The organism is Sphaerisporangium corydalis (assembly GCF_025506355.1).
GTDB lineage: Bacteria > Actinomycetota > Actinomycetes > Streptosporangiales > Streptosporangiaceae > Sphaerisporangium > Sphaerisporangium corydalis.
On sequence record NZ_JANZYP010000077.1, the window covers coordinates 336 to 26,287 of the forward strand.

The 25,952-nt window shown below is 70.7% G+C and carries 25 protein-coding genes and 1 rRNA gene; 14 read left to right on the forward strand and 12 right to left on the reverse strand.

The genetic code is table 11. The features are described from left to right. Positions 1–75: 75 nt before the first annotated feature. Both rrf and NYZ98_RS35790 read left to right on the forward strand, forming a co-directional pair. Positions 76–192: ribosomal RNA gene (gene rrf / locus NYZ98_RS35785) — 5S ribosomal RNA — on the forward strand. 505 nt (positions 193–697) lie between these two features. Then, the gene (locus NYZ98_RS35790) at positions 698–2,356 is read left to right on the forward strand and encodes a substrate-binding and VWA domain-containing protein (RefSeq protein WP_262848718.1); all 1,659 of its coding nucleotides are present in this window, start codon (positions 698–700) and stop codon (positions 2,354–2,356) included. A gap of 32 nt (positions 2,357–2,388) precedes the next feature. Here NYZ98_RS35790 and NYZ98_RS35795 read toward each other — a convergent pair whose 3' ends face one another. Further along, positions 2,389–2,877: an Lrp/AsnC family transcriptional regulator gene (locus tag NYZ98_RS35795; RefSeq protein ID WP_262848720.1), complete on the reverse strand. Its 489-nt coding sequence runs from the start codon at positions 2,875–2,877 to the stop codon at positions 2,389–2,391. 232 nt (positions 2,878–3,109) lie between these two features. Here NYZ98_RS35795 and NYZ98_RS35800 point away from each other — a divergent pair, with 232 nt between their 5' ends. Next, complete coding sequence (locus tag NYZ98_RS35800; RefSeq protein WP_262848722.1) at positions 3,110–4,015, forward strand: phenylalanine 4-monooxygenase; 906 nt, start codon at positions 3,110–3,112, stop codon at positions 4,013–4,015. A 53-nt stretch (positions 4,016–4,068) separates the two neighbouring features. On the opposite strand, the gene NYZ98_RS35805 is transcribed toward NYZ98_RS35800, so the two are convergent. The 8 genes from NYZ98_RS35805 to aroA all read right to left on the reverse strand — a co-directional run bounded on the left by NYZ98_RS35805 (position 4,069) and on the right by aroA (position 12,226). Further along, a complete protein-coding gene (locus tag NYZ98_RS35805; protein ID WP_262848724.1) occupies positions 4,069–4,785 on the reverse strand; it encodes a response regulator transcription factor in 717 nt (238 codons plus the stop codon). A gap of 56 nt (positions 4,786–4,841) precedes the next feature. Then, the gene (pstB, locus tag NYZ98_RS35810; protein WP_262848726.1) at positions 4,842–5,618 is read right to left on the reverse strand and encodes a phosphate ABC transporter ATP-binding protein PstB; all 777 of its coding nucleotides are present in this window, start codon (positions 5,616–5,618) and stop codon (positions 4,842–4,844) included. Positions 5,619–5,631: 13 nt separating this feature from the next. Further along, the gene (gene pstA, locus NYZ98_RS35815; protein ID WP_262848728.1) at positions 5,632–6,519 is read right to left on the reverse strand and encodes a phosphate ABC transporter permease PstA; all 888 of its coding nucleotides are present in this window, start codon (positions 6,517–6,519) and stop codon (positions 5,632–5,634) included. Next, on the reverse strand, positions 6,516–7,496 hold the full coding sequence (gene pstC / locus NYZ98_RS35820; protein WP_262848730.1) for a phosphate ABC transporter permease subunit PstC: 981 nt from the start codon (positions 7,494–7,496) through the stop codon (positions 6,516–6,518). Before pstC ends, pstA begins: the two co-directional genes overlap by 4 nt. Positions 7,497–7,500: 4 nt before the next feature. Further along, the gene (pstS, locus tag NYZ98_RS35825) at positions 7,501–8,568 is read right to left on the reverse strand and encodes a phosphate ABC transporter substrate-binding protein PstS (protein ID WP_262848732.1); all 1,068 of its coding nucleotides are present in this window, start codon (positions 8,566–8,568) and stop codon (positions 7,501–7,503) included. Between the two features lie 471 nt (positions 8,569–9,039). Then, positions 9,040–9,825 carry a histidinol-phosphatase gene (gene hisN, locus NYZ98_RS35830; RefSeq protein ID WP_262848734.1) on the reverse strand — a complete coding sequence of 262 codons (786 nt, stop codon included), beginning with the start codon at positions 9,823–9,825 and terminating at the stop codon, positions 9,040–9,042. 56 nt (positions 9,826–9,881) lie between these two features. Beyond that, positions 9,882–10,979, reverse strand: a complete 1,098-nt coding sequence (rsgA, locus tag NYZ98_RS35835; protein ID WP_262848736.1) for a ribosome small subunit-dependent GTPase A — start codon at positions 10,977–10,979, stop codon at positions 9,882–9,884. Beyond that, positions 10,949–12,226, reverse strand: coding sequence for a 3-phosphoshikimate 1-carboxyvinyltransferase (aroA, locus tag NYZ98_RS35840; protein WP_262848738.1), 1,278 nt, complete (start codon positions 12,224–12,226; stop codon positions 10,949–10,951). Before aroA ends, rsgA begins: the two co-directional genes overlap by 31 nt. A gap of 221 nt (positions 12,227–12,447) precedes the next feature. On the opposite strand from aroA, the gene NYZ98_RS35845 reads away from it, so the two are divergent. Together NYZ98_RS35845 and NYZ98_RS35850 are read left to right on the forward strand one after the other, a co-directional pair. After that, positions 12,448–13,194 carry an SOS response-associated peptidase gene (locus NYZ98_RS35845; protein ID WP_262848740.1) on the forward strand — a complete coding sequence of 249 codons (747 nt, stop codon included), beginning with the start codon at positions 12,448–12,450 and terminating at the stop codon, positions 13,192–13,194. A gap of 265 nt (positions 13,195–13,459) precedes the next feature. Continuing rightward, positions 13,460–13,792, forward strand: coding sequence for a TraR/DksA family transcriptional regulator (locus NYZ98_RS35850; RefSeq protein ID WP_262848742.1), 333 nt, complete (start codon positions 13,460–13,462; stop codon positions 13,790–13,792). A gap of 69 nt (positions 13,793–13,861) precedes the next feature. Here the strand turns inward: NYZ98_RS35850 and NYZ98_RS35855 are convergent, their stop codons facing one another. After that, entirely contained in the window at positions 13,862–14,608 is a 747-nt protein-coding gene (locus tag NYZ98_RS35855) for a class I SAM-dependent methyltransferase (RefSeq protein WP_262848744.1), read from the reverse strand. A 236-nt stretch (positions 14,609–14,844) separates the two neighbouring features. Between NYZ98_RS35855 and NYZ98_RS35860 the strand changes: the two genes are divergently transcribed. The 8 genes from NYZ98_RS35860 to NYZ98_RS35895 all read left to right on the forward strand — a co-directional run bounded on the left by NYZ98_RS35860 (position 14,845) and on the right by NYZ98_RS35895 (position 21,582). Beyond that, a complete protein-coding gene (locus NYZ98_RS35860; protein WP_262848810.1) occupies positions 14,845–15,450 on the forward strand; it encodes a sigma-70 family RNA polymerase sigma factor in 606 nt (201 codons plus the stop codon). Positions 15,451–15,532: 82 nt separating this feature from the next. Beyond that, positions 15,533–15,814 (forward strand): mycothiol system anti-sigma-R factor, encoded by a 282-nt coding sequence (gene rsrA / locus NYZ98_RS35865; protein WP_262848746.1) that lies wholly within the window; start codon positions 15,533–15,535, stop codon positions 15,812–15,814. Between the two features lie 50 nt (positions 15,815–15,864). After that, positions 15,865–16,797, forward strand: a complete 933-nt coding sequence (locus tag NYZ98_RS35870; RefSeq protein WP_262848748.1) for an NAD-dependent epimerase/dehydratase family protein — start codon at positions 15,865–15,867, stop codon at positions 16,795–16,797. A gap of 117 nt (positions 16,798–16,914) precedes the next feature. Beyond that, positions 16,915–17,037 carry a hypothetical protein gene (locus NYZ98_RS35875; protein WP_262848750.1) on the forward strand — a complete coding sequence of 41 codons (123 nt, stop codon included), beginning with the start codon at positions 16,915–16,917 and terminating at the stop codon, positions 17,035–17,037. Between the two features lie 32 nt (positions 17,038–17,069). Then, positions 17,070–18,425 carry an HD-GYP domain-containing protein gene (locus tag NYZ98_RS35880; protein ID WP_262848752.1) on the forward strand — a complete coding sequence of 452 codons (1,356 nt, stop codon included), beginning with the start codon at positions 17,070–17,072 and terminating at the stop codon, positions 18,423–18,425. Beyond that, positions 18,422–19,702 (forward strand): HD-GYP domain-containing protein, encoded by a 1,281-nt coding sequence (locus NYZ98_RS35885; protein ID WP_262848754.1) that lies wholly within the window; start codon positions 18,422–18,424, stop codon positions 19,700–19,702. Before NYZ98_RS35880 ends, NYZ98_RS35885 begins: the two co-directional genes overlap by 4 nt. A gap of 206 nt (positions 19,703–19,908) precedes the next feature. Continuing rightward, a complete protein-coding gene (locus NYZ98_RS35890) occupies positions 19,909–21,267 on the forward strand; it encodes an acetyl-CoA carboxylase biotin carboxylase subunit (RefSeq protein ID WP_262848756.1) in 1,359 nt (452 codons plus the stop codon). A gap of 102 nt (positions 21,268–21,369) precedes the next feature. Continuing rightward, positions 21,370–21,582, forward strand: coding sequence for a biotin/lipoyl-binding carrier protein (locus NYZ98_RS35895; protein WP_262848758.1), 213 nt, complete (start codon positions 21,370–21,372; stop codon positions 21,580–21,582). Positions 21,583–21,673: 91 nt separating this feature from the next. On the opposite strand, the gene NYZ98_RS35900 is transcribed toward NYZ98_RS35895, so the two are convergent. Further along, positions 21,674–22,054 carry a thioesterase family protein gene (locus NYZ98_RS35900; RefSeq protein WP_262848760.1) on the reverse strand — a complete coding sequence of 127 codons (381 nt, stop codon included), beginning with the start codon at positions 22,052–22,054 and terminating at the stop codon, positions 21,674–21,676. A gap of 388 nt (positions 22,055–22,442) precedes the next feature. Between NYZ98_RS35900 and NYZ98_RS35905 the strand changes: the two genes are divergently transcribed. Further along, a complete protein-coding gene (locus tag NYZ98_RS35905) occupies positions 22,443–24,203 on the forward strand; it encodes a serine/threonine-protein kinase (RefSeq protein WP_262848762.1) in 1,761 nt (586 codons plus the stop codon). An 82-nt stretch (positions 24,204–24,285) separates the two neighbouring features. On the opposite strand, the gene NYZ98_RS35910 is transcribed toward NYZ98_RS35905, so the two are convergent. Next, on the reverse strand, positions 24,286–25,932 hold the full coding sequence (locus NYZ98_RS35910) for an acetolactate synthase (RefSeq protein WP_262848764.1): 1,647 nt from the start codon (positions 25,930–25,932) through the stop codon (positions 24,286–24,288). Positions 25,933–25,952: the final 20 nt, after the last annotated feature.

Consider the following 25,952-nt stretch of genomic DNA (forward strand, 5'->3'; position numbering starts at 1 on the left):
TCTTGCTCGCGTCCACTATGTGACTCAGAGACAGCAACCAGGGGTTTTCGCCTGTGGTTGTGTGTTTCATGGGGTTACGGCGGTCATGGCGGAAGGGAAACACCCGGTTACATTCCGAACCCGGAAGTTAAGCCTTCCAGCGCCGATGGTACTGCACCGGGGACGGTGTGGGAGAGTAGGACGCCGCCGGACAAAACTTGATATATGTGTTTGTTGTTCGTTGGTAGGGGCCGTCCACGGTGTGGGCGGCCCTTCCTGCGTTCATCGGGCCATCCACGATGTGGGTGGCTTTTTCGCGTTCACGGGGCGATTCGCCGTGGGAGAAGGGGCTCATGGCGAGGGGTCGAGGGGTGTGGGGGGTGCGTAACGTGGGTGATATGCAGGGGGTGGGGCGTGACTGGGATGGGCGGGATGAGCTGTGGGGATGCTGGGTTTGACAACCGAGTCCGGTCCGTTATTCAAGCGCTTGGTTAAATCGCGCGTCGGTACTGGTGTGACGCGCTACTCTTCCCGATACTCAGGGGCAGATCTCCGCTAAGTGTGGCTGACTGGCGCTAAGGGTGTGGTGTCGTTGTCCGGCAGGCATCGTAATCCGGATCCCCTCGGTTATGACGCCTGGGGAGATGACCCCTCCTCCAGACGGGAACGTATCAAGCGTTCCGTCCGGCTGAGGAGCCGCTCGGTCAGGGCCATGGGCGTGGTCGCGAACGCTCGCAGGCGCGCCGTGACGGCCGTCGCGCTGGGCGCGGTCCTGCTGGTCGCGCTCGCCGGCGCGTCGTACGCGCTGATCACCAGGTCGGCCTGCGCCGAACGCCCGGAGCTCCGGGTGATGGCCTCACCGGATCTCGGCCCGGCGCTGGTACGGATCGCCCGCCAGTACACCCAGGACGGTGGTTGCGCCGCGGTCCAGGTGAGCACCAGGAGCTCCGCGGAGGCGGCGGACGAACTCGGCGTGCGCAAGGACGTCGCGGACGTGTGGATCCCCGAAGCGTCGGTTTGGACCGATCTCGCGCGGGTGGAGGGCGCGGACAGGACGTCGCTGCCGCCGGGCACCTCCATCGCCCGCTCCCCCGTCATCATGGCCGTGACCCAGGAGACGGCCACCAAACTCGACGCCCACGAGCCGTCCTGGACACTCCTGGTCCCGACAGCGAAGACCAAGAAGCGGCTGCCCAAGGCGTTCACCACGTTGCTCTCGCCGGGCAGGTTCGCCTCGGGCCTGGCGGCGCTCAACGTGCTGAACACCGTCGTCGCGGACCGCCCGGACATGCTGAAGATCGTGCAGGGCATCACGGTGAACCTGAGACGGTCGGTCGTCCCCACAGAGGACGCGCTGTTCGCCCTGGTCGACAAGGCGAGCGGTGGCGGGGACCCCGTCATCGTGGCCAGCGAGCAGTCCATCTGGCGGTACAACGCCGCGCACGTCGACCGCCGGGCGGTCGGGCTCTACCCCACCGAGGGGACGATCGCCCTCGACTACCCGTACGTGTCGATGTCGAAGGACCCGGCCAAGCGCAGGGCGGCGGAGGCGTTCCGCAGGTCGGTGACCTCCGCGCCGGGCCGCGCGCTCCTCCAGGCCGCGGGCTTCCGCGATCCGTCCGGGGCCGCGGGGCCCGCGATGGACTCCAAGCACGGGGTGCGGATGCAGCCCCCGAAGGACATCCCCTCGCCGGACACCCGGACGACGCTGCGCGGCCTGCTGTCGATGAGGCTGCTCCTCGCCGACACCCGTGCCCTGCTCCTGCTGGACGTCAGCGGGTCCATGGCCGAGAAGGTCCCGGGGTCGAAGGACACCCGCATGCGGGCGACGGCGGAGTTCGCCGAGGAGGGCGTCCGTACGCTGCCCAAGGGAAGCGACGTCGGCCTGTGGGTCTTCTCGACCGAGCTGGACGGGGACAAGGACTACAAGGAGGTCGTGCCGGTCGGCCCGATGGACGAGCGCGGCCCTGAGGTCATCAAGGAGCTCGGCAAGCTGCCCGGTCACACCAAGGGCGACACGGGGCTGTACGACTCGGTGCTGGCGGCGTTCCGGTCGGCGTCGCAGCACCAGGTCAAGGGCATGCTCAGCTCGGTGGTCGTGTTCACCGACGGCGGGAACGACGACCCGCACGGCATATCCCTGAGCAACCTCCTCGCCACGCTGCAGAAGGAGTTCGACCCCGCCCGGCCGGTCACGATCACGCTGATCGGGTACGGGCAGGGCGCCGACGCCAAGGAGCTCCGGCAGATCGCCGGGGTCACCAACGGGGTGGCCATGGTCGCCCAGACGTTCGACCAGGCCCGGCAGATCTTCATGCAGGTCATCGCCAACCGCGTCTGCGTCGTCCGCGAGAGGTGCGCGTCCCAGCAGGGCTGACCTCCCTCGGGACCGGTCGCGAGCGCGGCGGGTCAGGGTGCCGGTCGGGAGGCCGCGCGGATCAGGGGTTCGATGCGGTAGGGGACCTGGGTGGACAGGGCGATGGTCGTGTCGGTCCGCTGGACCGCCGGCGACGCCAGCACCCTGGCGATGATCTCCTGAAGGTCCGCGGTGCTGCGCGCGACGACCCGGCACAGCAGGTCGGCCTGGCCGCTCGTGCCGTACACCTCGATGATCTCCGGGACCGACTCCAGCGCCCGCACGGCCTCGGTCAGCCTGCCCTGGGAGATCTGCAGGGACACGAAGGCGAGGATCGGGTACCCCATCTCGGCCGGGACGATCGTCGGCCCGAAGTCGTCGATCACACCGCGCGCGATGAGCTTGTCGACGCGCGCCTGGACGGTGCCCCGGGCGACGCCGAGCATCCGTGCCAGTTCGGTGAGGCCGATGCGCGGGTGGGCCCGCATGGTGACCAGGAGCCGGCTGTCCAAGGGGTCGACGGGACCGTGGGCCGTAGGCATGGCCGAAGACTACGGGTGCGCCGCCGTCCGGCGCAGGGAACCCCGGCGCCCACAGGGGTCATGGTCACGCGGCATTGCCGGGTGCGGCAGGGGGTCGCCCGGTGGCATAGGGGTGGCGGGACTGTACGGAACGACCAGCGCGTCAACGGAAGGGATGGGGGTATTTGGCAGTTCCGTCCACGAAAACTGGTCGCTCTTGCCAGGAGAGGCCGGTATTGCTGATAGTTCTGTCATGTTCGAGGAAGCTCAGTACTTCGCTCCGGTGGCGACCCGGGGAGACGGTTCCATCGTGGTCGAGCTGGCCGCGAACCACCCCGGGGTGGCCGACCGCGTCTACCGCGAGCGCCGCAACGCGATCGCGGCCCTGGCACTGAACCACACCGCCGGTGAGCCGGTCCCCGAGGCCGCCTACACCGAGCAGGAACACCAGGTGTGGGCTCTGGTGACGCGTGAGCTGACGGCCAAGCACCGCCGGTACGCGGCGAGTGAGTACCTCGCGGGAACCGAGCGACTGGGCCTGCCCGCCGACCGCGTCCCGCAGCTCCAGGAGGTCGGTGACCTGCTGGAGCCGCTGACCAGGTTCCGCTACCTCCCGGCCGCCGGTCTGGTGCCCCTGCGTGAGTTCTACGGCGTTCTGGCGGACGGCCTGTTCCACTCGACGCAGTACATCCGCCACCATTCCGTGCCGTTCTACACGCCGGAGCCCGACGTGATCCACGAGGTCATCGGGCACGCCAACGCGCTGGCGTCCGACCGGTTCGCCCGGCTGTACCGGCTGGCCGGCGCCGCCGCCCGGCGGGTGGAGACCAGCGAGGCGCTGGAGTTCATCTCCAAGGTCTTCTGGTTCACCATGGAGTTCGGCGTGCTCGTGGAGGACGGCGAGGACCGCGCGTACGGCGCGGGCATCCTGTCGTCCTACGGGGAGATCGAGGAGTTCCGCGGGATGCGCATCCTCCCGCTGGACCTGGCCGTGATGGGCACCACCAAGTACGACATCACCCGCTACCAGGACGTGCTCTTCCGCGCGGAGTCGTTCGCCCACCTGGAGGACGTCGTCGGCGGCTTCTGGGCGACCTGCGACGACGAGTCCATCTCCCGGATCGTCACCGGCGGCGCGAGGACGAAGACCGCGGTCTGAACACGCGGCTCCTGCCGGGAGTCCGCAGAGGGCTCGTGGAGTCGACGGCGGCGTCAGCTCGGGGTGACGAGGCGGTAGCCGACGCCGCGTACGGTCTGGATCAGCCGGTCGTCGACGTCGCCGAGCCGGGCGCGCAGGCGTTTGACGTGGACGGCGATGGTGTTGGTCGACATGCCCTGCGCGGCGTGCCACACGTGCCGCATGATCTGCTCGCGCGTCACCGTGCGGTCGGCGTTGCGCATCAGGTAGTGCAGCAGCTCGAACTCGCGGAGCGGCAGGTGGACGGGTGCCCCCGCGACCCGCACCTGGTACGCCCCCGCGTCGAGTTCGACGCCGCCCACGGCGAGCACGCCGCGCGAGCCCGCCGACCCCGGGAACGCCGCCTGGACGAGCGGCAGCAGCTCCGGTACGCGGTACGGCCTGGCCACGCACGCCGTGGCCCCGGCGGCCAGCGCCTGCACGGCCTGCTCGGCGTGTCCGTCGCCGACGCCGAGCAGCACCGGTACGGCGCGCGCCAGGCGGAGCGCGCGGATGAAGTCCACCGGCCCGATGACGGGCAGGGACGCGCTGACGAGGACGACGTCGGGCCGCAGGGCGCCGGCCTGGAGGAGCGCCTGCGCGCCGTCGGAGACGCCCGCGACGAAGACGCCTTCGCGCTCCAGCGCCGCCGACAGCTCCCGGACCATGTCGGCGTCTGGATCGGCGACCAGCAGCATGGGCGCCGGCCGAGTGTCCCCGTCCACTTCAGGTGCCGTCTGCTGCTGGGTCACACCATCTCCTTAGAAACCGGATAGGCCGGGAATCGTCGGCACCGATCAGGAGCCGATCATCCGAAGCGCCCGGTGATGTAGTCCTCGGTCGCCTTCTGCGTGGGGTTGGTGAAGATCTTGGGCGTGTCGTCCATCTCGACGAGCTTGCCCGGCTGGCCCTGCCCGGCCAGGTTGAAGAAGGCCGTACGGTCGCTGACCCGCGCGGCCTGCTGCATGTTGTGGGTCACGATCACGATCGTGTAGTCGTTCTTCAGCTTGGAGATCAGGTCCTCGATGGCCAGCGTCGAGATCGGGTCGAGGGCCGAGCAGGGCTCGTCCATGAGCAGGACCGCGGGGCTGACGGCGATGGCCCTGGCGATGCACAGGCGCTGCTGCTGCCCGCCGGACAGGCCCGCGCCCGGCTTGGTCAGCCGGTCCTTGACCTCGTTCCAGAGGTTGGCGTCCTTGAGCGAGCTCTCGACGACGCCCTCGGCCTCGGACTTGGAGATCCGGCCGTTGAGACGCAGCCCGGCGGCGACGTTGTCGAAGATCGACATCGTCGGGAACGGGTTCGGCCGCTGGAAGACCATGCCGACGGTGCGGCGTACCGACACCGGGTCGACGTCGGACCCGTAGAGGTCCTGGTCCTCCAGCATGATCTTGCCCTCGACGCGGGCGCCGGGGATGACCTCGTGCATGCGGTTCAGCGTGCGCAGGAACGTCGACTTGCCGCATCCGGACGGACCGATGAAGGCGGTGACCGAGCGGGGCTCGATCGTCATCGTGATGCCTTCGATCGCCTTGTGCGATCCGTAGTACGCGTCGAGGTCGGCGATCTCGATCTGCTTGGCCATTGTCGAAAACCCCTTATCGGCCCTTGGCGGGCGAACGCCACCACGAGATGAGGCGTGCCACCAGGTTGAGCAGCATGACGATCAGGATGAGGGTGAGCGCTCCGGCCCACGCCCGGTCGACCGCGGTCACGTTCGGCCGCTGCGCCTGGTCGAAGACGTACAGCGGCAGGCCCATCTGCGGTCCCTTGAACGGGTCCGTGTTGATGGAGTCGGTGATGAACACCGTCAGCAGCAGCGGGGCAGTCTCACCGGCCACGCGGGCGATGGCCAGCATGACGCCGGTGACGATGCCGGTGAGCGCCGTCGGGAGCACGATGCGGGTGATCGTCTTCCACTTCGGCACGCCGAGCGCGTACGAGGCCTCGCGGAGCTCGTTCGGCACCAGGCGGAGCATCTCCTCGGCGGACCGCACCACGGTGGGCATCATCAGGATCGAGAGCGCCAGGGCGCCCGCGATGCCGGAGTAGCCGAGGCCGAGCACGAGCACCCAGAACGCGAGCACGAACAGGCCGGCGACCACCGAGGGGATGCCGGTCATGACGTCCACGAAGAAGCTGATGGAGCGGGAGAGCCGGCGGCCCTGGCCGTACTCGACCAGGTAGATCGCGGTGAGCAGGCCGACGGGCACCGAGATGAGCGTGGCCACCCCGACCTGCTCCAGCGTGCCGAGGATGGCGTGGTACGCGCCGCCGCCGGCGTCGCGGGCGCCGATGTTGCGCATGGAGTGCGTCAGGAACTCGGTGTCGAAGCGGGCGGCGCCGTTCTTCACCACCAGCCACAGCACCGAGATCAGCGGTACGACGGCGACGGCGAAGGCGAGCCAGACCAGGCCCTGGACGACGCGGTTCTTCAGGCGCCGGTTGAAGGAGACCGGCACAATGACGCTGGGGGACAAGGTCATGCGGCGGCCCTCGAGTACTCCTTGCGGCGGGAGATGATCAGCCGGGCCGCCATGTTGACGACCAGCGTGATCACGAACAGCACGAGGCCGGACGCGATCAGCGCGCCCTGCCCGATCGGGGTCGCCTCACCGAACCCGTTGGCGATGTTCGCCGCGATGCTGTTGCCGTTGGCCGACAGCACCTGGAACGTGATCGTGAAGGTCGCGGGGAAGATGAGCGCGACCGCGATCGTCTCGCCCATGGCCCGCCCGAGGCCGAGCATGGCCGCGCTGATGACCCCGGGACGCCCGAACGGGAGCACCGCCATCCGGATCATCTCCCAGCGCGTGGCGCCGAGGGCGAGCGAGGCCTCTTCCAGCATCGTGGGGGCCTGGAGGAACACCTCACGGGAGATCGCCGCGATGATCGGGAGGATCATGATGGCGAGGACGATCGAGCCGGTGAGGATCGACTTCCCGTACACCGCGTCGCCCGCGAACAGCGGGATCCACCCGAAGTAGGTGTTGAGGAACGTCGAGGGGCCCTTCATGAACGGGATGAGGAAGATCACACCCCACAGGCCGTACACGACGCTGGGGACGGCCGCCAGCAGGTCGATGACGTAGCCGAGGACGCCGGCGAGCCGGCGCGGCGCGTAGTGCGAGATGAAGAGCGCGACCCCGATGGCCACCGGCAGCGCCATGATCAGCGCCAGGAAGGAGCTGATCACCGTGCCGAACGCCAGCGCGGCGATGCCGAAGACCGGCTTCGTCGCGTTCGGGGTCCAGATCTTCTCGGTGAGGAAGTGTGAGGTGTTGGCCTGGAGGGCGGGAACGGCCTTCACGATGAGGAAGACCGCGATTGCCGCCATGATCGCGAGCAGCAGGATGCCGGCGCCGGTCGTCGCGAAGCGGAAGGGGCCCTCACCGCGGCTGCGCCGGAAGGCGGACCGGCCCATGGCCGGCCCGCCCTCGCGTGTACGAAGTGGCGTGGCCATTGAGTTAGGCGATCGCCTCGACGGCCGTGCGCACCTTGGCGACCAGCGAGGCCGGCAGGGGCGCGTAGCCGAGCTGGGTCAGCGCCGACTGGCCGGCGTCGCTGGCGGTGTAGGTGAGGAAGGACTTCACGAGCTTGGAGTCCTCGGCGGAGAGCCCCTTCTCACAGGTGATCTCGTAGGTGACCAGGACGATCGGGTACGCGCCCGCCGCCTTGGTGGTGTAATCGATCGACAGCTTCAGGTCGTTGCCGGTGCCCTTGACCTCGGCGGCCTCGACGGTCTTGCCGGCGCTCTCGGGCGTCAGCTCGACGAACTCGCCGGCGCCGTTGGCGACCTTGGCCTTGCTCAGGCCCGAGTTCTCGGCGAAGGAGAGCTCGACGTAGCTGATGCCGCCCTCAGCGCCCTTGACGGCCTGCGCGATGCCGTCGGAGCCCTTGGCGCCCTGGCCCTTGGCCTCGGCGGGGAACGCCTTGGCGGGCTCGTACGGCCAGCCGGCCGTGGCCTTGAGGAACTTGGTGAAGTTGTCACTGGTGCCCGACTCGTCCGAGCGGTGGAACGCCTGGATGGGGGTCGAGGGCAGCTTGGCGTCAGGGTTGTCCTTCTTGATGGCCGCGTCGTCCCACTTGGTGATCTTGCTGCTGAAGATGTCACCGATGGTCTGCGGGGAGAGCTGCAGGTTGTCCACGCCCGCGAGGTTGTAGACGACCGCGACAGGACCGATCACCATGGGGAGGTTGATGGCCTTGCCGGTCTTGCAACGCGCGTCGGCCTTGGCCGGCTCGCCGGCGTCGTCCTTGAGCGCGGAGTCGGATCCGGCGAACGCGATGGTGCCCTGGATGAACGACTGGACACCCGCTCCGGAACCGCTGGGCTGGTAGTTGATGCTCACACCAGGGTTCGACGTCTGGAACGACTTCTTCCACTCGGCGATCGCGTTGGCCTGGGCCGAGGAGCCGGCGGCGTTGATCGTGCCGCTGAGGCCGCCGTCACCCGCGTTGCTCGCGGCGGGAGCCGACGCGGTGTCGGTGCCGCCGTTGTTGTTATCAGTGCCGCACGCTGCGAGCGAAAGCACGCCGGCGATAGCGGCCGCGGCAAGCCGGCCTGCATACTTCACGGTTCTTGTCCTCCCACGTTGGTCTCTCAACGGTTGAGACGCTAGGCAGCCAAGGTGACCGAATCCCCGGTTAAAGGTGAACGAGGAATGAACGGCCTCGGTCGCTCTCGTTTTGAACGGTCCAAGTGACTTTGCGCGCTCATGGGCCGGCGTCCGGGCGGAACGTGACTGTGCCCTCGCGGGGAGTCACGCGGGCCGGGATGTGCCGTAGCGTCGATGCCACCACGGGCGAGGAGGATCGGCGTGCTTCCAGGATGCGGTAACTGCAGTTGCTACCTCGATGACCGGGTCATCTCCCGGCCGCCGGACGAGCGTTGACGTCCGGAGCCGCGAGGCACTGAAGGGCGCCGGGCCGACGGCCCGGCGCCCTTCGCACCGCTCGGGGCTCCGGCACGGCCCCGCGCTTTTCGCATGTCCCGCGGCGGTGGGTCAGTCGCCGAGGCGCTTGAGCACCTCGGGGTGCAGCAGGGGGTTGGCGCAGACGATGCTGCCGCCGTCCACGTCCGGCGTCCCCGACAGGTCGCTCCATACCCCGCCCGCTTCCTCGACGATGACGGTGAGCGCGGCCATGTCCCAGGCGGAGAGCTCGGGTTCCGCGGAGATGTCGACCGCGCCCTCGGCCACCATCACGTGCGACCAGAAGTCGCCGTACGCGCGGGTGCGCCAGACGGTACGGGTCAGGTCGATGAACGCGTCCAGGCGGCCGCGCTCCTCCCAGCCGCCGAAGCTGGAGTAGGAGAACGAGGCGTCCCGCAGCCGGCTGACCGAGGAGACGTTGCAGCGGGTGGCCTTCGTCAGGCTGCGCCCGGTCCACGCGCCGCCGTCGCGGGCCGCCCACCAGCGGCGGCCGAGCGCGGGGGCAGAGACCACGCCGACCACGACCCGGTCGTGCTCCATGAGCGCGATGAGCGTGGCCCACACGGGGACGCCCCGCACGTAGTTCTTGGTGCCGTCGATCGGGTCGACGACCCAGCAGCGCGAGCCGTACCCGCTGGTCCTGCCGGTCTCCTCGCCCACGACCGCGTCGCGGGGCCGGGCGCGCCGCAGCGTGCCGCGGATCGCGTCCTCGACCGCGCGGTCGGCGTCGCTCACCGGCGTGAGGTCAGGTTTGGTGTCGACCCGCAGGTCGACGGCCTTGAACCGGCGCATGGTCAGGTCGTCGGCGCTGTCGGCCATCATGTGCGCCAGGCGCAGGTCGTCGCTATAGCCCGTCACAGGCACAGACGCTACCGTGCCGGCGCCGTTTTCAGCATGCCCTGGATCATGCCCGTTCAGTCGTCGTCGGGGGCGCCGTCGCGGCTGGCGAGCAGGCGGCGCAGGGACGCCAGGCTCAGCGGGTCGGCGTGCCCCTCGGCAACCCATTTGTCGAGCGAGCACTCCTCGCCGCGGTGGCTGCACCCCTTCGGGCAGTGGACGGTGCCCTCGGACAGCGCGGGGAAGGCGGCCAGCACGTTGTCGATCGAGACGTGCCCGAGCCCGAAGCTGCGCACCCCCGGCGTGTCGATGATCCAGCCGCCGCCGGGCAGCTCAAGGGCCACCGCCGAGCTGGAGGTGTGCCGGCCACGGCCGGTCACGGCGTTCACGTGGGAGACCGCGCGCCCGGCGTCCGGCACCAGCGCGTTGACGAGCGTGGACTTGCCGACCCCTGAATGGCCGACGAGCACGCTCAGCCGGTCGGTCAGCCTCGACCGCACCTCGTCCAGCTCGCCGCCCTTGCGCACCACCAGGTAGGGCACGCCGAGCGGTTCGTAGCGGGCGACCAGGTCGTCGGGGGCGGCGAGGTCGGCCTTGGTGAGGCACAGCAGCGGCTCGATGTCGGCGTCGAAGGCGGCGACCAGCATGCGGTCGATCATCCTCGGCCTCGGCGGCGGGTCGGCGAGCGCGGTGACGATCACGAGCTGGTCGGCGTTGGCGACGATGGGGCGCTCCACCTCGTCGGTGTCGTCGGCGCTGCGCCGCAGCATCGAGATGCGCGGTTCCAGGCGCACGATGCGCGACAGCGTGTCGGTGCGGCCCGAGGTGTCGCCGACCAGGCTGACCCGGTCGCCCACCACGATGCCCTTGCGGCCGAGCTCGCGGGCCCGCATCGCCATCACCGGCCGCGCCTCCTCCTGGCGCTGCCTGCGCTCCTTGCGCTCGCGGGCGCTCAGGCCGTCCTCCCCGTCCTCGCCCGGCACCTCGGCGATCGGGTCGCCCACCAGGCAGGTGTACCGGCCGCGGTCGACCGCCACGACGAACGCCGCGACGGCGTCGTCGTGCGCGGGGCGGCGCCGCGTCCTCGGCCGGGAACCCTTCCCCGGCCTGACGCGTACGTCCTCCTCGTCGTACTCGCGCTTTCTCAGCTGCCCTCTCCCAGCATCCGCGCCCACATGCGGGCGAACTCGGGAAGGGTCTTGGCGGTGGTCGAGATGTCCTCCACCTGGATCCCCGGGACGACCAGGCCGATCACCGCGCCGGCCGTGGCCATCCGGTGGTCGGCGTAGCTGTGCCAGGTGCCGGCGCCGAGCGGGCGCGGCCTGATCACCAGGCCGTCGGCGGTCTCGGTCACGTCCCCGCCGAGCCGGTTGATCTCGGTGGCCAGCGCGGCGAGCCGGTCGGTCTCGTGCCCCCGGAGGTGCGCGACGCCGCGCAGCGTGCTCGGCGAGCGCGCGAGGGCCGCGAGCGCGGCGATGGTCGGCGTCAGCTCGCCCACGTCGTGCAGGTCGGCGTCGACGCCCTCGATGTGCCCGCCGCCGGTGACCCGCAGGTCGCCGGAGACGCGCGTGACGCCGGCGCCCATGCGCGGCAGCAGCTCGCGCAGCGCGTCGCCGCCCTGGGTGGTCTCCTCCGGCCAGCCGGGGATCGTGACGGTGCCCCCGGTCACCAGGGCGGCCGCCAGGAACGGGGCGGCGTTGGACAGGTCGGGCTCGACGGTGAGGTCGCCGGCCGCGATCGGGCCGGGCTCGACCCGCCAGACGTCCGGCTCGGAGTCGTCGACGCGGACCCCGGCGGCGCGGAGCATGCGGACGGTCATCTCGATGTGCGGCATGGACGGCACCGACGGCCCGCTGTGGCGCACGGTCACGCCCTTGTCGTAGCGCGGCGCGGCCAGCAGCAGCCCGGAGACGAGCTGGGAGGAGGCGGAGGCGTCCAGGGTGACCTCGCCGCCCGACAGCGGCCCCCGGATCGTGAACGGCAGCGCGTCGCCGGTGACCTCGGCGCCGAGGGCGCGCAGCGCCGCGAGGATCGGACCCATCGGGCGCGTGCGGGCGTGCGGGTCGCCGTCGAAGGCGACCTCGCGGGTGGCGAGCGCGGCCATCGGGGGGACGAACCGCATGACCGTGCCGGCCAGGCCGACGTCGATCGACACGCCCCCGCGCACCGGCCCTGGCACGATGTGCCAGTCGTGGCCGGACACGGTCTCCTCCGAGGAGGTCAGCGTGGCCCCGAGCGACCTCAGGGCGGCGGCCATCAGGTCGGTGTCCCGGCTGCGCAGCGCCAGCCGTACCGTGCCGGGGCCGTCGGCGAGCGCGGCGAGCAGGAGGGCGCGGTTGGTCACCGACTTGGACCCGGGAAGGCGGACGGCCGCCTCGACGGGCGCGGTCGCCTCGGGCGCGGGCCACAGGGGAACGGGCATGGGTCCGAGCCTACCGGGAGCCTCACCCGCGCAGGAGGTGACGCTCGCGCGTGATCCGGAAGGCGGGGAAGGCCGTCCGCCCGGTGGGCCGGGTGCCTTGTCCGGAGCGATGCCGGGCGCTTGTTTCCGGGGCCGGGCCGCGTGCCTTGTCCGGAGCGGTGCCGGGGACTTGTTCCCGGGGCCGGGCCGCATGCTTCGCGGGTGTGGGGCAGGCTATGGGCATGTGCGGGAGATACGCGTCGACGCGGAAGCGCCAGGAGTTGCTGGAGGAGTTCCAGGTCGGGCTGGACGAGACGCCTGAGGAGCTCCCCGCGGACTACAACGTCGCGCCCACGAAGCTCGTCTACGCCGTGCTGACCCGTCCGGGGGAGACGGAGAAGGGCGCGGGCAAGGCGGATCCGGTCAGGCGGCTCAGGGTGCTCAAGTGGGGGCTGGTGCCGAGCTGGGCCAAGGACCCCTCCATCGGCTCCAGGATGATCAACGCCCGGATGGAGACGCTGGGCGAGAAGCCGGCGTTCCGCAGGGCCTTCGCGCACCGCAGGTGCCTGCTTCCCGCCGACGGCTACTACGAGTGGCAGAAGACCGAGGGCAAGAACAAGCAGCCCTATTTCATTCACCCCTCCGACGGCGGGGTGATGGCGATGGCGGGGCTCTACGAATACTGGAAGGACCCCTCGCGCGGGGATGACGACCCGCTCAAGTGGCTGGTCACCTGCACGGTCATCACGACCACGGCCGAGGACGATCTAGGGCGCGTCCATGACCGGATGCCGGTGATCATCGAACGCGACAGGTGGGCCGACTGGCTCGACCCGGGGCGCACTGATCCGGACGCGGTGCGCGAGCTGTTCTCCACCACCAGGCCGGGCGGGCTGGCCCTCTATCCGGTGTCGAGCGAGGTCAACAGCGTACGGAACAACGGGCCCCGGCTCGTCGAGCCGGAGGAGCCGGAGTCGGCCCTCTTCTGAGAATCCGAGGAATGCTCGCCTTTATTGGTTCTTCGCGGGGTTCCCGGACTGGGAGTCGGCGAAATTGGATAAATGCCATGAATCGGTCAGGATTGTCAAAAGGCCGAGCCATGGCGGTGTAAAGTCCCGGCCGAATGGGCATCCGGTGAGGAAAGCGATGCCTCCCCAGGGAGAGCCACCGCCAAAAGGTTTCTGAGAGCCAGGCGGGATTTCCGGGGGATCCCGGCCCAGGCCGTGCCCGATTTCTTCCCGGAGGTGCGGATCCGTGGACGACGCGACCGCTCGGGTCCAACTGGAGAGCATGCTGGCCGAACTCGATCGGTCGATCACGGTGCTGCGGGGTGATCCCGTCGCCGTGGGCGACAGGTCCGCGGCCGACGCGGGATCCGACCTCACCGACGCCGACCGCGCGCAGGCGATGATCGAGGTGGCCACGCGCCAGCGCACGGCCGTCGTGGACGCGCTCAAGCGGCTCGACGCCGGCGAGTACGGCAGGTGCGTGGACTGCGGGAAGCCGGTTCCCGAGGGCCGCCTCGTGGCGCGGCCCGAGGCCTCACGCTGCGTCCACTGCCAGGGCGTGCGCGAGCGCCGCCGCTGAGGGGACGGCGACCCGCCGCCGCTGACGGACGGCGAGCGCCACCGCTGACGGGACGGCCGCCCGCCCCGGTCAGTCCGGCCTGCGGGCGCTGGCGACCAGGTGGATGCCCACGGTGTCGTCGTCGTCAGGGTGCGCGTCCAGCTCGGTGCGGACCAGCCAGTTCAGCGCCCGAGTGTCGGCGGCCAGGACGTGGTCCACGGTCGAGGGGGACAGCACCGTGCGCGGCCGTACCCACTCCACCTCCAGACCGGCGTCGGTCAGCAGCTCGCGGAGCTGCACGCTGGTGAAACAGCGGGTGATGCTGCCGTCAGGCCACGGCACCAGCATCACCTCGCCGGTCCCGGTCTGGCACAGGTGGGCCCAGTAGTTCTGCTCGGCCATGATCGCCATGCCGAGCACCAGAGAGTCGACGCAGGCGAGCACGCGCCCGCCGGGCTTCAGTACGCGGACGACGTCCTCCATCGTCGACTCGGCCATCAGCTCCAGCGACAGCACGCGCTCCTCGGCCACCACGGCGTCGACGGAGGCGTCGGGCAGGAAGCCGAGATCGTCGGCGCGCACCCTGCGGATCCTGTTGGAGGCGTCACGCAGCCAGGGATCGGCCGGGCGCCGGAAGTCGATCACCTCGATGATGTGGTGCCCGGCGCCGGCCGCCTGGACCGGCCAGCGCCCGCGCCCGCCCGACAGATCGAGCAGCAGGCAGGGCCGCTCAGGGAGCCAACGGCGAAGCTGCTCGGCCACGACGGCGTGGTAGAAGGTCCAGTACGGCCCGAGTGCGCCTGAGCCGTTCAGTTCGTTGGCTGGGATGGGCAGCACGAGTGGCTCCTGGACGGTCGGGGCTCCGGGGAATCGCTACCAGCCGGTACGTATCTTTTTCCCCGTACCGGGTCGTTCGTCACCTTCTAGTTACCGGGAACAGATGCTATGCCTCGCGTGTTGCAGACGCGTGTAAACACGCGAGGAGGTTCCGTCCCATGCTCATGACCGAGGTCGGTGATCGGGCGGTCGTACACAAGCCGGTATTCTCGGCGGTGTACGGCGCGTATAAGGGGGTGGGTCCGGTCTCCAAGACAGCAGAGGAGACTCTGGAGCAACGCAGCGAGCGGTTCGAACGGGACGCCATGCCGTACCTCGACCAGCTCTATTCAGCCGCGCTCCGGATGACCAGGAACCCCGCGGACGCGGAGGACCTGCTCCAGGACACCTTCGCCAAGGCCTTCGGCTCGTTCCACCAGTTCCAGGAGGGGACGAACCTTAAGGCCTGGCTCTACCGCATCCTGACCAACACCTTCATCAACAGCTATCGCAAGAAGCAGCGTGAGCCCAAGCAGTCCGGCACCGAGGAGATCGAGGACTGGCAGCTCGCGCGCGCCGAGTCCCACACCTCGGCCGGTCTGAAGTCGGCGGAGGTCGAGGCGCTCGAACATCTGCCCGACAGCGATATCAAGGACGCGCTGGCCGCGCTGCCGGAGGATTTCCGGATGGCGGTCTATCTGGCCGATGTCGAGGGGTTCCCTTACAAGGAGATCGCCGACATCATGGGCACCCCGATAGGGACCGTGATGTCCCGCCTGCACCGGGGGCGCCGCCAACTGCGGACGCAACTGGAGGACTACGCACGCGGACGCGGGCTTGTGCGATCGGAGGACCCGTCGTGATCGAGCGCGACGAGATTGATCGATCATCGATGGTCGCGGGTGAGCGCGGGCTCGGCGCCGGCGCCCTGGTGAGGTGTTGGGCATGAGCTGTGGGAAGCCGCACGACACCGACTGCGGGGAAGTGCTGGACAAGGTCTACACCTTCCTCGACGGCGAGCTGGACGAGCGCTGGCGCTCCGACATCAGGCAGCACCTCGACGAGTGCGGGCCCTGCCTTGAGGAGTACGGCCTGGAGAAGGTCGTCAAGCAGCTCGTCGCCAAGCACTGCGGGTGCGACACCGTGCCCGAGGACCTGCGGTCCAAGGTCCTGCTGCGCATCGAGGCCGTCCGCGCCGAGATCGCGGCCGAACGCCCCACCGGATGATCGTCCTGCGCCGGCCGGATGAGCGGTGTTTCTCGGACTAGGATGCCGGGATGCGGCTACTTGTGACCGGCGGTGCCGGGTTCATCGGATCGACCCTCGTGGACCGGCTGCTCTCCGACGGGCACGAGGTCGCCGTGGTGGACGACATGTCATCGGGCGAGCGCGGCAACCTCGCCGCCGCCCTCGCGAACCCGCTGTTCCGGCTGTGCGAGATGGACATCAGGGATCCCGCGCTGAGCGGCCTGATGGCCGAGTGGCGGCCCGAGGTCGTCTGCCATCTCGCGGCCCAGATCAGCGTGCGCGCCAGCGTGGCCGACCCGGTGTTCGACGCCCGGCTCAACGTCGAGGGCACGGTCAACGTGCTGGAGGCAGCGCGGGTGGCCGGCGCGCGCAAGGTCCTGTACGCCTCGTCCGTCGCGGTGTACGGCCGGCCGGCCACGATCCCGGTCCCCGGCGACGCGGCGACCGACGCCCGCTCGCCGTACGCCGCCTCCAAGCTCAGCGGTGAGACCTACCTGTCGATGTTCCGGGCGCTGCACGGCCTTGACTACACCACCCTGGTCCTGTCGAACGTCTACGGCCCGCGCCAGTCGCCGGTCGGCGAGGCGGGGGTCGTCTCGATCTTCACCGACGCGTTGCTGCGCGGGGCGCCGACCGTCGTCTACGGCGACGGCTCCCAGACCCGCGACTACATCTTCGTGGACGACGTCGTGGACGGGTTCGTCCGCGCCTGCGGGCCGAGGGGCGGCGGCGGCCGGTTCAACCTCGGCACCGGCGTGCAGACCACCGACCGTGAGCTGCACACCCTGATCGCCGGCGCCGCCGGGGCGGCCGACGAGCCGAGGTCGGAACCGGCCCGGCTGGGCGACCTGCCCGCCATGGCGGTCGACCCCGTCCCGGCGCTCGACGGCCTCGGCTGGCACCCCAGGACCGACCTTCTGACCGGTCTCAAGGCCACGGTCGAATGGGCGAGAACGCGTTAGCTGCGGGTAGTGGTTTGATTACGCTTTGGATGCGATTCTTCGACTTCCCTCACGGGTCACCTCGGTTTCTGTAGCCTGAATCCGGATTCGATGGGGAGGCGACGCATGGTGAAGGCAATGGCCACACGCACGGTGGCGGCCATGAGGGCCAATGGTCCGATCTGGGCCGTCGGCCTGCTCGCACTGGCGGCTCTCCTGGGGGCCATGGTCGACGTGCCCTCGGGGATCACCTGGACCTGAGCGTGAGCCCGTGACTGCCCGAGGCGGCGCCAGTGCGTGAACTCCCCTGGCCGGCGAAGGCCTATCTCATTGTGATCATCGGGGTGGCCGCGGCACTGATCGGGAGGGGCCTGATCGCCCCCGAGCACCTCAGCGAGCGCGAGTGGCCGACCCTGCTCGTCCTGGCGCTGCTGTTCCTGGTCTGCGAGTCGGTGCCCACGCTGCTCAACGTGGAGCAGGCGGCGATGTCGGTCAGCTTCTCCGCCGCCCTCGCCGCGGTGGTGCTGGTGGGCGACGTGGGCGCGGCCATGGTCGGCGCGACCGCCGTGCTGAGCGTGCGGCCCGGCCTGGCGCTGCACAAACGGCTGTTCAACGGCGCCCAGTTCGCCATCTGCGGTTACGCGGCCGGGTGGGCGTTCGAGCGGCTCGGCGGCCACCAGGACGTGCCCAGTGTGGAGCGTTTCACCGACCTGATCGGCCCCTTCATGGGCGCCGCCGCGGTGTTCGTGCCGCTCAACTTCGTGCTGTTCGCCGTCATGCTGTCGCTGGCCGGGCAACTGCGCGCCGACGAGGTCCCGCTGCGCGGGCTCGTCCAGTTCTTCGTGTCCTACCTCGGGTACGCCACGTTCGGGCTGCTGATCGCCGGGCTGTGGGCCACGGTGCAGTCGATCTCGGCGGTGCTGGTGCTGCTGCCGCTGTTCATCGCGCGATGGGCGTTCGGGCAGTACCTGGCCCAGCAGCGCTCCTACGACGCGACCATCGCGGCCCTGTGCCAGGCGGTGGAGACCAAGGACTACTACACCCGGGGGCACTGCACCCGTGTCTCCAGCGCCTCGACGATGATCGCCCAGGAGATCGGCATGGGTCCCGAGCGCATGCGCGCCATCGGGTACGCGGGGATGCTCCACGACGTCGGCAAGCTCGGCGTCCCCACCAAGGTCCTGCAGAAGGAGGGCCGGCTGACCGAGGAGGAGCTCGCCGCGATCCAGCTCCACCCGATGCGCGGGCTGGAGATCGTGCGGGGCATCGACTTCCTCGACGAGGCCTTCGCCGGCATCATGCACCACCACGAGCGCCAGGACGGCAAGGGCTACCCCATGGGGCTGGCCGGCGCCGAGATCCCCGAGTTCGCCCGCATCATCGCGGTGGCCGACGCCTTCGACTCCATGACCTCCGACCGCGCCTACCGCAAGGCCAAGTCGATCGAGGAGGCCGTGGCCGAGCTGCGCAAGCAGTCCGGCACGCAGTTCGACCCCGTCATGGTCGGCGCCTTCATCCGTGCCGTCGACCGGCGGGGCTGGGATCCCCCCGGCAAGGTCTCCGCCCCCGAAGCCGACGAGGTCGTAGAGACCATGGCCAAGGACCACGACGACCCCACCACGCCGATCGAAGTGGTGTCCGAGCGGTGACCATCGCCACGCGCCCCCTGCAGGGACTCGACTCCGGCCAGCTCCTGCTCATCTGCGCGGCCGGCATGGTGACCGTCGCCGGGGTCGCCCACACCGCCGCCGTCGGGCTGTCGGACCCCGAGATCGCCATCGCCTTCGGCGTGCTCGTCGCGGCCGGCGAGCTGGCCCGGCTCACCATGCCGGGCAACCGTGAGGTCGCCCCCATCGGCGCCGCCGCCGCGCTCGGGTACACCCTGCTGCTCGACGTCGGAGGCGTGCCGACGCGGCACTCCGCGCTCCAGGTGGTCGCCGTGATGTCGGCCGGCATGACCATCGGCGCGCTGCCGCACCTCGCCGTCGGCAGGCCGCCGCAACTCGACGGCCTCGCGCGGCGGCTGCTGTCCGGAGCCCTGCTCGCCTTCGCCTACCGGCCGCTGGCCCCGGCGCTGTACGCCACCACCAGCCGGCCCGGCGGCACCTGGTGGGTGGTGCTGGGCGTGATGGCCGTGCTCATCCTCGCCATGCTGACCGCCGACGTGATCATCGCCGCCGTGCTCAGGGCCGAACAGATGCGCTCGGCCTTCCGGGTGACCCTCCGCGACGAGCTGCGCATGGCCGCGCCGCTCGGCGCCGCCGTCGCCGCCTCCGGCACCCTGCTGGCCCTGGCCTCCCACAGCATGCACCTCACCGCCCTGGTGGTGTTCGCGGCCCCGCTGCTCGTCACCCAGGTCGCGTTCCGCAAGTACGCGGGGATCCGCGCCACCTACCTCCAGACCGTACGGGCGCTCGCCCGGGTGACCGAGGTCGGCGGGTACGTCGAACCCGGGCACTCCCGCAGGGTTAGCCGCCTGTCCCTGGCGGTCGGCAGGGAGCTCGGCATGGCCGAGCCCGAGCTGCTGGAGCTGGAGTACGCCGCGCTGATGCACGACATCGGCCAGCTGTCCCTGCGCGACCCGATCCCCGGCGGCGCCACCGTGCTCACCGACCCCGAGCAGGCGCGCAGCATCGCCGAGCTCGGGGCGGAGGTCATCAAGAAGACGGGCGTGCTGGACCGGGTGGCCGAGATCGTGCGCAGGCAGGGCGACGGGTTCACCGGGCCCGACATGCCACCGCTGGCCAGCCGCATCATCAAGGCCGCCAACGCCTACGACGACCTGGTGGGCAGCTCGACCGACCGCGACCGGCAGGCGGCGGCCCTGGAGCGGCTGCGGCTCGACGGCGGAGACGAGTACGACCCGGCCGTGGTGGAGTCGATGTCCAAGGTCATCGACCGGACCCCGCCGGCCCACCGTCTCTGAATCGCCTTCCGTCCCGCGTGACCGGCCGTCCCGCGAGCTTGTCGTGCCCGCGCGGGTGCGTGGCGCGGCGACCGGGGAACGCTTTCCCTGTGGCGCCCGGTTGTGGACTTCCTACATACGGGACACAGGCGTTCGGTGGTTTCGCGAGAAGGGTGCGGCCCCGGGCCGGGCCATAAGGTGGTGAACCGTCGAAGGGAGTCTGGCCGGTGTTCGAGAGTGTTCTGGTGGCCAACCGCGGGGAGATAGCGCGGCGGATCGTCCGCACGGTGAGGTCCATGGGCCTGCGTGCGATCGTGGTGCATTCCGAGGCCGACAGCGACCTCCCCTTCGTCCGGGAGGCCGACGAGGCGTTCCTGCTCGGTGGCTCGGCCCCGGCGCACAGCTATCTCGACACCGCGAGGGTGCTCGAGGCGTGCCGCCTCACCGGGGCGCAGGCCGTTCACCCCGGTTACGGGTTCCTCGCGGAGAACGCCGTCTTCGCCCAGGCCGTCATGGACGCGGGCCTGGTGTGGATCGGTCCCTCGCCCAGCGCGATCGAGCGCCTTGGCGACAAGATCAACGCCCGCAACCTCATGGAACGGGCCGGGGTGCCGGTGGCCGCGGGCACGCGTGAGCCGGTCACCGTCCTGGCGCAGGCACTGGAGGCGGCGGCCGGCATCGGGTACCCCGTCATGGTCAAGGCGGCGGCCGGCGGCGGGGGCATCGGCATGGGCGTGGCCCGCGACGAGGCCGGGCTCGCCAAGGCGTTCGAGACGGCGTCACGGGCGGCCGAGCGCTTCGGCGGCGGTGGCGGGCCCGCGATCCTGCTGGAGCGTTACATCGAGCGTGCGCGGCACGTCGAGGTGCAGATCCTCGGGCTGGCGGACGGCACCGTCCTCGCGCTGGGCGAGCGGGACTGCTCGGTCCAGCGGCGCCACCAGAAGGTCGTGGAGGAGACGCCGTCCCCGGGCATCACGCCCGAGCTGCGCGAGCGCATGCTGGCCGCGGCCGTGCGGGCCGGGGAGGCCGTCGGCTACCGCGGCGCCGGCACCGTGGAGTGCCTGGTGGACGCCGCCGCGCAGGACTTCGTGTTCCTCGAGATGAACACGCGGCTCCAGGTGGAGCATCCGGTGACCGAGCTCGTCACGGGCATCGACCTGGTCGAGCAGCAGTTGCTGATCGCGGCGGGGGAGCCGGTGTCGTTCCCGGTGGCCCCGGGCGGTCAGGCGGTCGCGCCGGTCGGGCACGCCATCGAGCTGCGGGTGTACGCCGAGGACCCCAAGCGGTTTTTCCCCGGCCCCGGGAAGATCGACGTCTGGGAGGAACCGGCTGGTCCCGGTATTCGCCTCGATTCCGGATATGTCGTAGGAAACACCGTCACGCCGTTCTACGATCCGCTGATGGCGAAGTTGTGCGTTCACGGTGCCGATCGGGCCGAGGCGCTGTCCAGGGCCCGCGCGGCCGTGGCCGCCTTCCGCGTCGAAGGACCCAAGAACAACCTGCCGTTCTGCGCCGAGCTGCTGGACGACGCCGAGTTCGTCAGCGGCGACTACGACACGGGATTGGTCACCCGCATGCGTTCGTGACGCCGAGGAGGCCGCGCACCCGTCGCCGCCGGGCATCGGCCCTGGTGCGACGATGTGCACAGCCCTCTGACACAGTCGGATCAATGATGAAGGGGAGTTCCGGTGGCAGAAGTACGCGCCGAGATGGTGGCGAACGTGTGGAAGATCGTCGCGGCCGAGGGGGACAGCGTCAACGAGGGCGACACGCTGGTCATCCTTGAGTCCATGAAGATGGAGATCCCGGTACTCGCCGAGGACGCCGGCGTCCTCAGCTCGATCAAGGTCTCCGAAGGCGACGTCATCCAGGAAGGCGACCTGATCGCCATCATCGAGTGACACCCTGACGCCCGGTGGTGTCCTCGTCGTGAGGGGATGACGCCTTGGCCGCCGCGTGCCGGTCAGGATCGGGCGAGAGGCCCGTGGCGGGTCAGCGGGCGAGGCCCGCGAGGAAGCGCTCGCGGTCGACGACGACGCGCTCGATGGTGGCGGTCGCCACGATCCGGTGCCGGTCCCTGGCGATCACCTCGAACACCAGGCGCCGCCCGTCCACCTCGACCAGCTCGGCGACCACCTCGACGTGCGACCCGACCGGGCTCGCGGCGCGGTGTTCCAAGGTGACCTTCGTGCCGACGGACGTCTGCCCGGGCGCCAGGTGGTCGCGGACCGCCTGGACGGTGGCCGCCTCGGCGATGGCCAGGAGGCGGGGCGTGCCGAGCACGGGGACGTCGCCGCTGCCCATCTTGATCGCGGTGTCCGACCGCTCGACCATGATGAGCATCTCGGCACGCAGCCCGGCATCGACCGTCATGCGCCTCACCCTATTGCGCCCCCGGCGCAGCCTTCGGGGGCGGGTTCGGTGGTTGTCGGGAATGGTGGGGAACGATGGATTACGCTCTTGGCGTGAGCCCCAACTTCGACCACCGCGGGCGTCTCGCGGGAGACGTGGACCACTCCGCGTGTCAGGCCGCCGGCTCATGGAACCGCCCCGCCACCGCACGGCTGGTGGTACAGGTGATGCTCCGGAGGTGGTCCTCCGGTGCGTCGAACACGGTGTGACGGATCGCTGACAGCCTGACGCTGATCGTACGACCACAGGGTTTTGTGACGTCGGCGTGACCTTGTCGCGATACAAATCCGCTTTGTTAAAGAGTTCTGGGGCACGTCGGGTTGGATGGATTGGGGTTAGCGGGGGAAAAATGGTGGCCCAAGGGACCACGCTGGCGGGACGTTACCGGTTGGACGTCCGCCTCGGCGCCGGTGGTATGGGCGAGGTGTGGCGAGGTGAGGACACCGTCCTGGCCCGCACCGTCGCCGTGAAAGTGCTGTTACCAGGCCGGATGGACGACCCGGGCTTCGCCGCGCGCTTCCAGGGGGAGGCCCGCGCGATGGCCACGATCAACCACCCGGGTGTCGTCGACGTCTACGACTACGGCGTCAGCGACGTGCCGGGAGACGGCCCGACCGCCTACCTCGTCATGCGCTTCGTCGACGGCGAACCGCTGGACCGGTTGCTCACCCGCCTCACCCGCATCTCGCCCGAGCCCGCCATGGAGCTCATCGCCCAGGCGGCCTCGGCCCTCCAGGCGGTGCACGACCGGGGAATCGTGCACCGCGACGTCAAGCCGGGCAACCTGCTGGTCCGTCCCGACGGCACGCTCGTGCTCACCGACTTCGGCATCGCCCGCGCCGACATGGGCCACCGCCTGACCGACGCGGGGATGGTGCTCGGCACCGCCGCGTACTGCGCGCCCGAGCAGGCCGAGGGCCAGCCGGTGACCCCCGCCGTCGACCTGTACGCCCTCGGCGTGGTCGCCTACGAGTGCCTGGCCGGGTACCGGCCGTTCGACGGCGACACCCCCGTCACCATCGCGCTGAAGCACATCCGCGAGGATCCGCCCCCGCTGCCCCCGGACGTGCCGCCGGCCGTGCGGCACCTTGTGGAGCGTGCCCTGGTGAAGGATCCGGCGCGGCGGTGGCGCAGCGCCGCCGAGATGAGCGCTGCCGCGCGCCAGACGATGCGGGACGACACCGGCGCGTCGCTCGCGGTGTCCGGCATGGCGGGCCTGACCGGTCTGACCGGCATGGTGTCGTCCGCGCGGACGACGTCGGGCGGCGGTCACCACCAGCTCGCCTCCCCCGAGACCGGGACGCACACCGCTCAGCCCTCGTGGTACGAGGGGGACGCCGTACGGCCCTCAACGCCGACGCCCCCGCCGTACATCCTGGCCACCTCCCCTTCCCAGGGGACCGGCCCTCCGCCGCTCACAGGGGCCACTCAGAGCCCGCCAGTGCCCCTCGGGCAGCGCGTGACCATGTCTCCGGGGCAGCACGCCGGGTCAAGGGGAAGCCGCAGGGCCGCCGCCAGGCGCGGCAAGACCGGCCTGATCGTCGGAGTCATCGCCGCGGGAGCCCTGCTGGGCGGTGGCGGGGCGGTGGCCTTCAACCAGATGGCCGGCAGCGGTGCCTCGGCCGAGGTCACCGAGGCGCCCCCGGTCACCCCCTCCGCCAGCCAGCCGACGCGCTCCCGTTCCACGCCGCGCACCCCCCGCTCGACCGCCCCCGCTCCGCACGCCACGACGGGCGGCTCCCGGCAGACCGCCGAGCCGTCCCCCTCGCCGACCCCGACGGACAGGACCCGGTCCCCGAGCCCGTCCCCCACGCCCACCCCGTCGCCCACGCCCACGAAGAAGCCGGCGATCAAGAAGACGGTGCCGGCGGTCATCAACCTGCCGCAGGCCCAGGCGGTGGCGCGGCTCCGGGCCGCGGGCTTCAAGACCGACGTGAACCTCAGCGGGGACCCGAGCGACGAGGGCTGCACCCGCGTGCTCGACCAGGACCCGCAGCCCAGCACGTCGTGGCCGGTCGACCACCACGTGACCATCGTGGTGGAGCAGGGCATCCCCTGCGACGATCCCGGCGACGACCCGGAATCCACCCCGACCCCGACGCAGAGCTGAACCCGGGCCCGGACCCGGCGCCGGTCAGGGCGCCGGGGCGGTGGCGGCCCCGGCGGGCCGAGGCGCCGCCGGGGCGGGCAGGTCAGATGCCCGTGGTGGTGCGGGGGTAGGCGATCTCCGGGTCGGTGGCGATGTTGACCATGTACGGCACGCCCGAGTCGAACGCGCGGCGCAGCGCGGGCCCGATCTCCTTGGGCGAGGTCACCAGCTCGCCGCCGCCGCCGAGCGCGGTCACGACCTGGTCGTACCTGCACTGCGGCTGCAGCTCGGCGGCCACGTCGTACCCGTAGAGCATCTGCATGGGGTGCTTCTCCAGGCCCCACATGCCGTTGTTGCCGCAGATCATCACGACCGGCAGCTTGTGGCGGACCAGGGTGTCCACGTCCATCAGCGAGAAGCCGGCGGCGCCGTCGCCCAGAAGGAGCGCGACCTGCGAGGAGGGCCGGGCGATGCGAGCGGCGATGGCGTACCCGAGGCCGGTGCCGAGGCAGCCGTAGGGCCCGGGGTCGAGCCAGCCGCCGGGCCTGCGCGGCTCGACGTACTTGCCGGCGTACGACACGAAGTCGCCGCCGTCGCCGATGATCACGGCGTCGTCGTCCAGGACGCGGTTGAGCTCGCCGTAGATGCGCATCGGGTGGATCGGGTCGGCGTCGGACTCCAGCAGCTCGGCGTCGTCGGCGACGGCCGCCGCGGACGCCTCCGCCAGCCGGGTGACCCAGGCGTCGTGCCCGGCGGGCGACACCCCGGCCTCGGCGCAGGCGGACCTGAGCCCCCAGAACAGCAGGGAGAGGTCTCCCGCGGTCGCGGCGGCGGTCTCGACGTGGGTGGCGAGCTGGGACGGCGCGTCGGCGAGGTGCACGACCTTGGCCAGCGGGGCGCCGTCCCTGCCGCCGAAGAAGCCGTAGCCGAGGCGGAAGTCGAGCGGGGTGCCGGCGACGATGACCAGGTCGGCCTGGGAGAACGCGATGCCCCGCGCCCGGGTGGCGAGCAGTTCGTGCCCGGCCGGCAGGATGCCGCGCCCCTGCCCGTTCGGGATGACCGGCAGCCGGTAGGCCTCGGCGAAGTCGCGGGCCACCTCCTCGGCGCGGTCCATCCACACGTCCGAGCCCAGCACCAGCACCGGGCGCTCCGCCTCGGAGATCAGCCGGGCGATCGAGGCCAGCGTCTCGGCGTCCGGCTCAAGGGGGGACGGCGTCAGCGTCTCGGCCTGGTGCGCGGGGGAGGGCGAGAAGAGATGGTCCATGTAGAAGTCGAGGAACACCGGGCCGCGGTGCGGGGCGATCGCCGTGCGGAACGCCATCTCGACATCCTGGCCGATCGAGTCGGCGCCGCCGGCGGTGAAGGCCAGCTTGGTGATCGTCTCGAACAGCGGGGGGTGGTCCATCTCCTGGAGCGCGCCCGACCCCCAGCGGGACGCCGGGGCGCGCCCGCCCATCACCACCACGGGCGACCCGTTGAAGTGGGCGGTCGCGACACCGCTGACACCGTTGGTGATGCCGGGGCCGGCGGTGAGCACCGCGAGGCCCGGTTGTCGCGTCAGCCGAGCCGTGGCCTCCGCGGCGAAGACCGCGCTTTGCTCGTGCCGCACATCGACGATGCGCATGCCCTCGTGGACGGCCCCGTCGTAGAGGGGGAAGACGTGCCCGCCCGACAAGGTGAACATGACTTCGGCACCATAGGCTCGTGAGACGGCGACCGCGATGTCACCGGCGTGCTTTGCAGACTCCATGACGTGAACTTACCTTTTCT